At 52.3% G+C, this 7,247-nt stretch carries 4 protein-coding genes and 1 pseudogene; all 5 read right to left on the bottom strand.

Annotated elements, in window-relative coordinates; genetic code table 11:
- Window positions 1–123: 123 nt before the first annotated feature.
- Entirely contained in the window at window positions 124–1,290 is a 1,167-nt protein-coding gene (locus ACEW8P_RS17955) for a PKD domain-containing protein (RefSeq protein ID WP_373514454.1), read from the bottom strand.
- Window positions 1,287–2,222 (bottom strand): amidohydrolase, encoded by a 936-nt coding sequence (locus ACEW8P_RS17950; RefSeq protein WP_373514453.1) that lies wholly within the window; start codon window positions 2,220–2,222, stop codon window positions 1,287–1,289. Before ACEW8P_RS17950 ends, ACEW8P_RS17955 begins: the two co-directional genes overlap by 4 nt.
- Window positions 2,223–2,311: 89 nt before the next feature.
- Window positions 2,312–3,871 (bottom strand): sulfatase, encoded by a 1,560-nt coding sequence (locus ACEW8P_RS17945; protein WP_373514452.1) that lies wholly within the window; start codon window positions 3,869–3,871, stop codon window positions 2,312–2,314.
- 91 nt (window positions 3,872–3,962) lie between these two features.
- A complete protein-coding gene (locus tag ACEW8P_RS17940) occupies window positions 3,963–5,672 on the bottom strand; it encodes a RagB/SusD family nutrient uptake outer membrane protein (RefSeq protein ID WP_373514451.1) in 1,710 nt (569 codons plus the stop codon).
- A gap of 62 nt (window positions 5,673–5,734) precedes the next feature.
- Window positions 5,735–7,247 (bottom strand): annotated as a pseudogene (locus ACEW8P_RS17935) (SusC/RagA family TonB-linked outer membrane protein); the annotation flags it as partial.

The raw sequence follows: 7,247 nt of genomic DNA, 5'->3' as shown, positions 1-7,247 counted from the left end.
AATGACAATTTCACCGGAAAAGCACCGGATCTGGGGGCACTCGAAGTAGGTAGTCCTGCGGTGATCTATGGTGCGCGCGGCCTCGACCAAAGTCAGGAGTTCTACCGATAATCGGGCACTGGCTTAACGTATCATGACTTCCCAATACCGGGTACGTTTGGAGGTGCCTTCGGCCCCTTCGACCGTCAGGGTAATAACCGTGCGTACCCCTTTTCTTTTAAATTGGTGAATCGGGCTTTGTTCCGTCGAGCTCTCGCCATTGCCAAAATCCCAGGTCCATTTCTCGATCGCGCCAATGGATTCGTCTTTAAAGGCCACTATCCCTTTTTCTTCGTCCACGATCTTGAACGTCCAGGCTGCTCTGATGGGCTCCAAAAACTGTTTTTCCAACGGCATCAGTTGAAAGGCACATAGATACGAGGCATCCTTGACCATTTTGGTATTGTGGGCGAGATTGACGTGGCCTTCCCTTTTCCCCCCGTCAAAATCCAGGATCGACCAGGCGAGGCCGATGACCTTATTCTCTTTTAGCTCCGATTCTACGGCCTTCTGCGGCCCTTCATAGGGAGCGTAGTCGTAGGGCGTGATCCAGCCTTCCAAACTCAAAGTGCCGCTTTCCCCGTGTTTAAAATGATAATCATAGGCATAGTTGGCGTGCGGAAACTCGGAAATCCACGATTGGCTTCCCCACACCAACACCCACGCATTGTTTACCGGCGGCGTATAGATATGGTAGTTCTGCGCGTGTACACCACTAAAATTAAAATGGTTTTCGATATAAGCAGCGGTTTGAGGTTGCCACTTCATCTGCGCGGGATCATATAATGGGTTTTGAATAAATGGCCCGCCCGAAAGATCCCCATCGACCACGAGTTCAAATATATCGTTCATATACCCCTCGGGGTTGAAACGCGCAAAATCCCAAAAATCGTCGTAGGCCTCGTACAGAAAATAAATACGGTTCAAGTCTTTTACCCACCCGATGGTCACTTTTACATCGAGGTCTTTTGGGTCGATGTCAGCGCCCATCCCGTCTTCAGTATCGCTTAATTGATCTGTGCCGTAGGTGTAGTTTTCGGGCACCATTGCCCAATCGCTTTTATCCCCGTCGATGCGTGGCATTTGATTTCTGGGGAATTGGAAAACCTGGAAAACTTTCCCGTCTCTTGCCGTTTTGTAGGTCGGGGTAGACTGGCCGTTTGACATAGAGACACTGCACAGCCAGCAGCCGAGGAAAAACACCCAAGCCACTTTGTCCTCCCCAAATTTTAGATCGCTTTTGTTTTTCATAACCTGTAAATACGGTCTGCATTTTCATGGTATATCTTGTGAAGATCTTCATCAGAAAATTGTCCCGTAATTTTTTCAAAAGCCCTGGACCAGCTCTGGTAGGAGCCCGCCTTCAGTACCACGGGCCAATCTCCCGCGAAGACCAAACGATCCGTCCCGAATTTCTCGATGGCGTATAGGATATAAGGTTTGATTTTCTCGACCGACCAATCCTGCCCGAAGCGAGTAATAATCCCCGAAATTTTACAGTTTACGTTGGGTCGTTTCGCCAACTTCTCTATTCCGTCCCGCCATTGCGTGGTATCCGCGTCTTCTACGTTCGGATTGCCCAGGTGATTGAGGATAAAAATCGTATCAGGAAATCTTTTGGCCACCTCGACCGCTTCGTTCATGAGTGGTGGAGAGAGCAACAGGTCGAAACTTAACTTCCGGTCGGCCAATGCCTTGAAGCCTGCCAGGAAATCACTGGAAGTTGCCGCATTTTTTGGGAAGCCGGCTCGTACGCCCTTCACCAAAGGGAGTTCGCAAAGCTGTTCCAACGCTTGTTCCGTGCCAGACCCTTGCGTGAGGTCCGCCTTGGCTACTATTCCCTTGATGTTTGGTTCAGACAGGGCTAACTGGCTTACTAAGGCAGCTTCCTTGAGACCCAAGCCGGCGTCCGCTCCGCTTTCCATGAAAACCATTTTGCCAATGTTCGCGCTTTTTGTGGCTGCTTTATAATCCTGTAAATCAAAATTACGGTTGATTGTGGGTGAGTTTTTCAACCAGCTATAGGACAAGTTTTTTAAGTCGAACAGATGCATGTGCGTATCAGTCTTAGGGATATTCCTAAGCTGGTCACCCTCATTTTCGTAAGACCACATGGAATCGGGAATAGATAATGTGGCTGCGGAAACACCAAGAAGGCTCTGGGAGAATGTTCTTCTGTTCATGGGGCGATTCAAGAAACTATGATTCGTTTGGCAAGAAAAGAGGCCGTCGGTACTCAATTACCGACAGAAAGCCTTCAGTCATGCATGGATCACTTCGGCACGGGGAATTTCCGAATCGGACTGTACCGCTTGTAGGCTTCGTAGGTACTTTCCCCTTCGGGAGTCATGCGTGGGTCGTTGGTACTTTTAAGATAGGCCATCAGCTGACTCCCCAGTTTCTCACGCGTGGCGCGGAAAGCCGATTCTTCGGCCAGATTCGTCAGGCAGTAGGGATCTTTCTTGATGTCATACAGCTCTACTTCCGGCCGCTTGTCTACGGCCAAGTGAAAGTATTTGCTGATGGCCGGATCATTCCGGCGGAGATTCAGCACCGACTCGTCGAAATCGTCGATGTCGTGATAGCCGCCGTGCATTGGGCCGAGCTTTCCATCTTCCTCGAACTTCTGCGGGTCGCCGGCAGGCCAACGTGTGGGCTGGATATTCCAAATGTAGAGGTAGTCTGGCGTGCGCAGGCTTCGCTGCGGGTAGCCCTGATTGTTCCAGCGCGAGGACGAATGCCGCTCCCGCGAGGAATACACCGCCTGTCGGCTTGCGTCCAGCGTTCCCGATTTTTTGCTGGACAAAATATTCATCAAATTCTTGCCCGCCATGCCGATAATTTCCGGCGCATCCACGCCCGCCGCCGCCAGGAATGTCGGGGCCATATCTACCAGACTTACCAGGTCATCTACCGTGCGGCCGCCCTTAATTTTGTTGCCCCACATGATCGCCAGCGGCATGTGGATGCCGTATTCGTAGCAATTGGCCTTGGCGCGGGGGAAGGGCATACCGTTGTCCGAGGTAACGACGATGAGGGTGTTTTCCAATTCGCCTTTGGCTTCCAGCGATTTGATCATCCGACCGAGGTGGTCGTCCTGCCACTGAATTTCGTAGAGGTAATCCAGCATGTCGGTGCGCACCTCCGGGACGTCGGGCAGGAAACCAGGTACTTTCACGTCGGCCATCTTCAGGCCGCGCTCGGCGCCGATGCCCGTTGGGTAGCGGCGATGCGGCTCGGCAGCCCCGAACCAGAAGCAGAAGGGTTGATCGCCCTGCCGTTCAGACAAGAACTCCTCGAAATTGGCGGCGTAGTCGTTGTTGCTGATATTTTCGGGTGATTTGAGTTTACGGCTGTCGAAGGCTTTGCCAGCAGGATTGTTTTCTCTTCCCACTAGTTTACCCGGCCCCCAGCCCTTGTTGGTCGAGCCGACGTGGTATCCAGCCTTGGCAAGTAGTTCGGGATAGGTCACCAGGTCAGCCGGAAAAGTACTGGCGTGGGTACCCGCCTCGCGCACCTGCCAGCAGTTTTTGCCCGTCAGGATGGCGGCGCGGGACGGGCTGCAACCCGGCGAGGCCGAAAAGGCGTTGTTAAATAAAATCCCTTCCCGCGCCACGCGGTCGAAGGCGGGCGTGTTGACGGCTTTGTAGCCGTAGGCCGAGGCATGGGGATAAGACTGGTCGTCGGAAATGACGAAGAGGATGTTCGGTTTTTTGGTGTCAGCAGTCGTTTTTGCGCTGCTCTTTTGTGGGGTGTTTTGGCAGGATGCTAAAAGTGAGAGCGAAAAGAGCAAGAAGAAAACTCGCAGATTGGTACTTTGTAGGTTTGTCATAGTCTGTCTGGGGAATTTCAGTAAAAAGGAAAGAAGCCGCCTGCATTCAACTACTGAATGCGGGCGGCTTCGGGGGCATCAAAAAGGGAAATCATTTGCTGGCATAGCCAGGATTCTGTTGCAGCACGGCTCCCGTGTTCCGCTCAATTTCACTGAATGGAATCGGGAACAGATTGTTGTGCGGCGCTACATCTACCCCGAATTTGGCGGCGGTCGGGTGGCCGTTGCAATATTTCCTGGTACGCTCATAGAGCAACCCTAAGCGGTTCAGCGTCAGCCGTCTCTTTTCCTCTACCCCCAGTTCCCGCATCCGCTCATCCAGGATAAAATCTATGTTGACTTCGGCAGCGGTTACGAGCTTTGCCTTTGCTCTGGCCCGAACGACGTTGATGTCAGCAGCGGCGTTTGCCAGATTGCCCGCCCCGAGGTTTGCCTCGGCGCGAAGCAAATAGGTTTCGGCCAGGCGGATGAGATACTGATCGGTGTAGGTAGTTCCGGTCGCGGAGGCATTCAGCGTCTTCAAGACCGGATCGACAAACAGCTCCGATGGATGCTGACCGGGGGTAGTTACCTTCGATTGGTAGGGATAAAAATTACGGATAGTGTCGTCCGTCCGCTGGCGGAACATGGCCATGTGGTCTGAGATTTTCTGCCCAAACCAACTCGACTTCGGATTATTGAAAAGCACGTCGCGGACAAAATTATATTCCGAGTTCCGCATGTCGTTCCAATCGTAGCCCCAGATACCGTAGGTATAATGATCGGTACCGCGAAAGCGCCCGATGCCACGCCCGCCTGTGTAGTCCGACACGCCCAGCGTAAGAAAAGGCGTTTGGCCCGATGGATCCTTATAGGGAAAGGCGTAGGGACGCGGGGCGCAGTCGCGCTCCAATTGCGGGCCTTCTTTCGAGGACGAACGAATGACGCCACCCAGCACATCCACCTCATACTGGAACACCCAAATTCCTTCGGTATTTCCAGCCCCTCGGTTCTGATTGAAGCGGCGGAATAAATCCCAATACACATCGCCGGGTTCGCCGGAACGGCTGCCGAAGCGGCCCTGCATCAAGGCCGTGTTGGGGTCATCGATGACGACCGAGGCGGCCTTTATTGCGTCAGGGTAGCGTTTAAGGGAAATGTACACTTCGGCCAGGATATGCTGGGCGGCCAAGTTGGTGATCTCTCCGTCTTTCACTTGATTGATCCCTGGTAAGTTGGCCGCCGCAAACTCCAAATCGGTGGCTGCCTGCTGATACACCTGCTCGCGGGTGGCGCGGGTGTAGTCTGTTTTGGGAGAACTAACCGCTTCCAACTCGATAGGCACCCCACCGTAGAGGTGGGCAAGGTTCCGGTAAGAGTGTCCGCGGAAAAGTTTCGCTTTCGCCTCGATCAGCTTCTGCTGAGCGGCCGTCAATTTTGACTTTGCCACCCGGCTCAAGATAATATTGGCGCTCGAAATAATCTTGTAATACTGCTGCCAATGAAAACGGGCCGGATCTGAATTTGGGGTCAAGGTTGCCGGATAACTCCCAAAACGTACATTCAGTTGTTGAGCGCCATTGTAGCCCAGGTCGGTGCCATAAATATAGTCCAAGGGACGATGTTCGCCATCGGAGAGCGTTAAGCGGGTAAGGTCATAGAGTGAAAATAAGGCGGAGTTGAAGTCGTTGATTGTCACAAACGAGTTTTCGGGACTGGCAAAATCCAGCGGTACTTCCTGCAGAATTTCCTGCTCGTCGCAACCAGCTGTAGCCAGTAGCAGGACCAGCAGGGGGATTGAAAAGTTTCTTAAAGATTTCATAATCTTGGATTTAAAGTCAAAAGTTTTTTTGAACGAAAGACAAGAGTGTGCCTTGTGAGGTATTAAAACCGAAGATCCAAGCCGAAGGAATAGCCCTTCATTACGGGCCTGCCGTTGACGTCCAATCCACTGTTCGTCTCGGGGTCCCAGCCTACCCAATCGGTGAGGGTCGCGAGGTTTTTGCCATTGACAAATACTTTGACGCTCTTCATACCCAACCGACTTGTCAGCTTCGGATTGAGGTTGTAGGCCAATGTGACATCCTGCAAACGAACAAAGCTGCGGTTGCCGTAATAGTTGTATTCGGTCGCGGCACCCTGATCCAGTCCCCGGTAGCGGGCACCGGAATTAGCAGGTGTCCAGTAGTCGAGCTCTTGCCAGAAGTTATTCCGCCGAATGTTATCACCAATCCCCAGACCATCGGGCATATTGTAGCCCAGGTAGCTATTCTTGCCGCCTTGAATGGAATTGATGAAAAAGCGCAGGGTGAAATCACGGTAGGTGAATTCATTGAGTATGCCAAAGTTATACGCGGGTTCGGTGCGGCCCCGGATTACGCGGTCGAGTGCATCGACGAAACCGTCGTTGTTCTGGTCGATAATGCGATGGGTACCCACGAAAAATCCGTTCGACTCTTCCTCGCCAACCTGAATGATACCACCTGACTCGTAGTCGAATATGGCACCGATTGGTTGCCCGATAAACAAGCCGCTGGCCACCAGATCGTCCTCCACGCCATCGTTGTCGTTGTCGAGTCCCAGCAGCGACTCGATTCGGTTGCGGTTGGCGGCCAGGTTGAAATTGACATTCCATTTCAAATCACCCTTATCCAGTACTTTTCCATTGAGCATTAGCTCGACTCCCCGATTGGCAATGTTGCCCACATTGGAGGTAATCTGGTTGAAGCCCGTCACTTCGGGAATCGAAACGTCGAATATCAGATCGTTGGTAGTCGTGCGGTAGTAGTCGATACTTCCGTTCAAACGATTTTTCAAGAGTGAAAAATCGACGCCAAAGTTGAATCCGGTGGTAGTTTCCCAGGAAAGGTTCGGATTTGCCAGTGTAGTTACGGTCTGGCCGAATTCAGTAGAGCCTCCGTCGCCCAGTACGTAAGCCGGGTAGATATTGAGTCGGGCCAGGGAAGAGTAGCGACCCACCAGATTGCCGTTAGAGCCGTATGATCCTCTGATTTTCAAGTGCGTGAGCGCAGTGTTGTTTTTGAGGAAACCTTCCTCGCTTACTACCCAACCAAAACCGACGGAAGGAAATAAGGCCGTCTTGCTATTATCGGCAAAGCCGGAAAATCCGTCGCGTCGCAGCGTGGCGGTGAGCAGATAGCGGTACTTAAATTCATAGTTGATGCGACCAGTTTGGTACAGGTAACTCTCGTCCCAGGCCCCCGAGCGGGTATTCTGGATCGTTCCCAAACTCAGATCATTATATATGAGCCGAAGGTTATTAAAGTTGGTGCCAACAGCCTGGGTGGTTTCGTAAGTGCGCTCGCGACGACCCGCCACCAGGGTAAGGTCAAAACGGTGGTTTTCGGCGATCGTTCTTTTGTAAGTCAGGATATTA

The organism is Persicitalea sp., assembly GCF_041751555.1.
Taxonomy (GTDB): domain Bacteria; phylum Bacteroidota; class Bacteroidia; order Cytophagales; family Spirosomataceae; genus Persicitalea.
The sequence above is the reverse complement of the archived record's forward strand: the minus strand, read 5'-3'. Positions and strand labels throughout refer to the sequence as shown.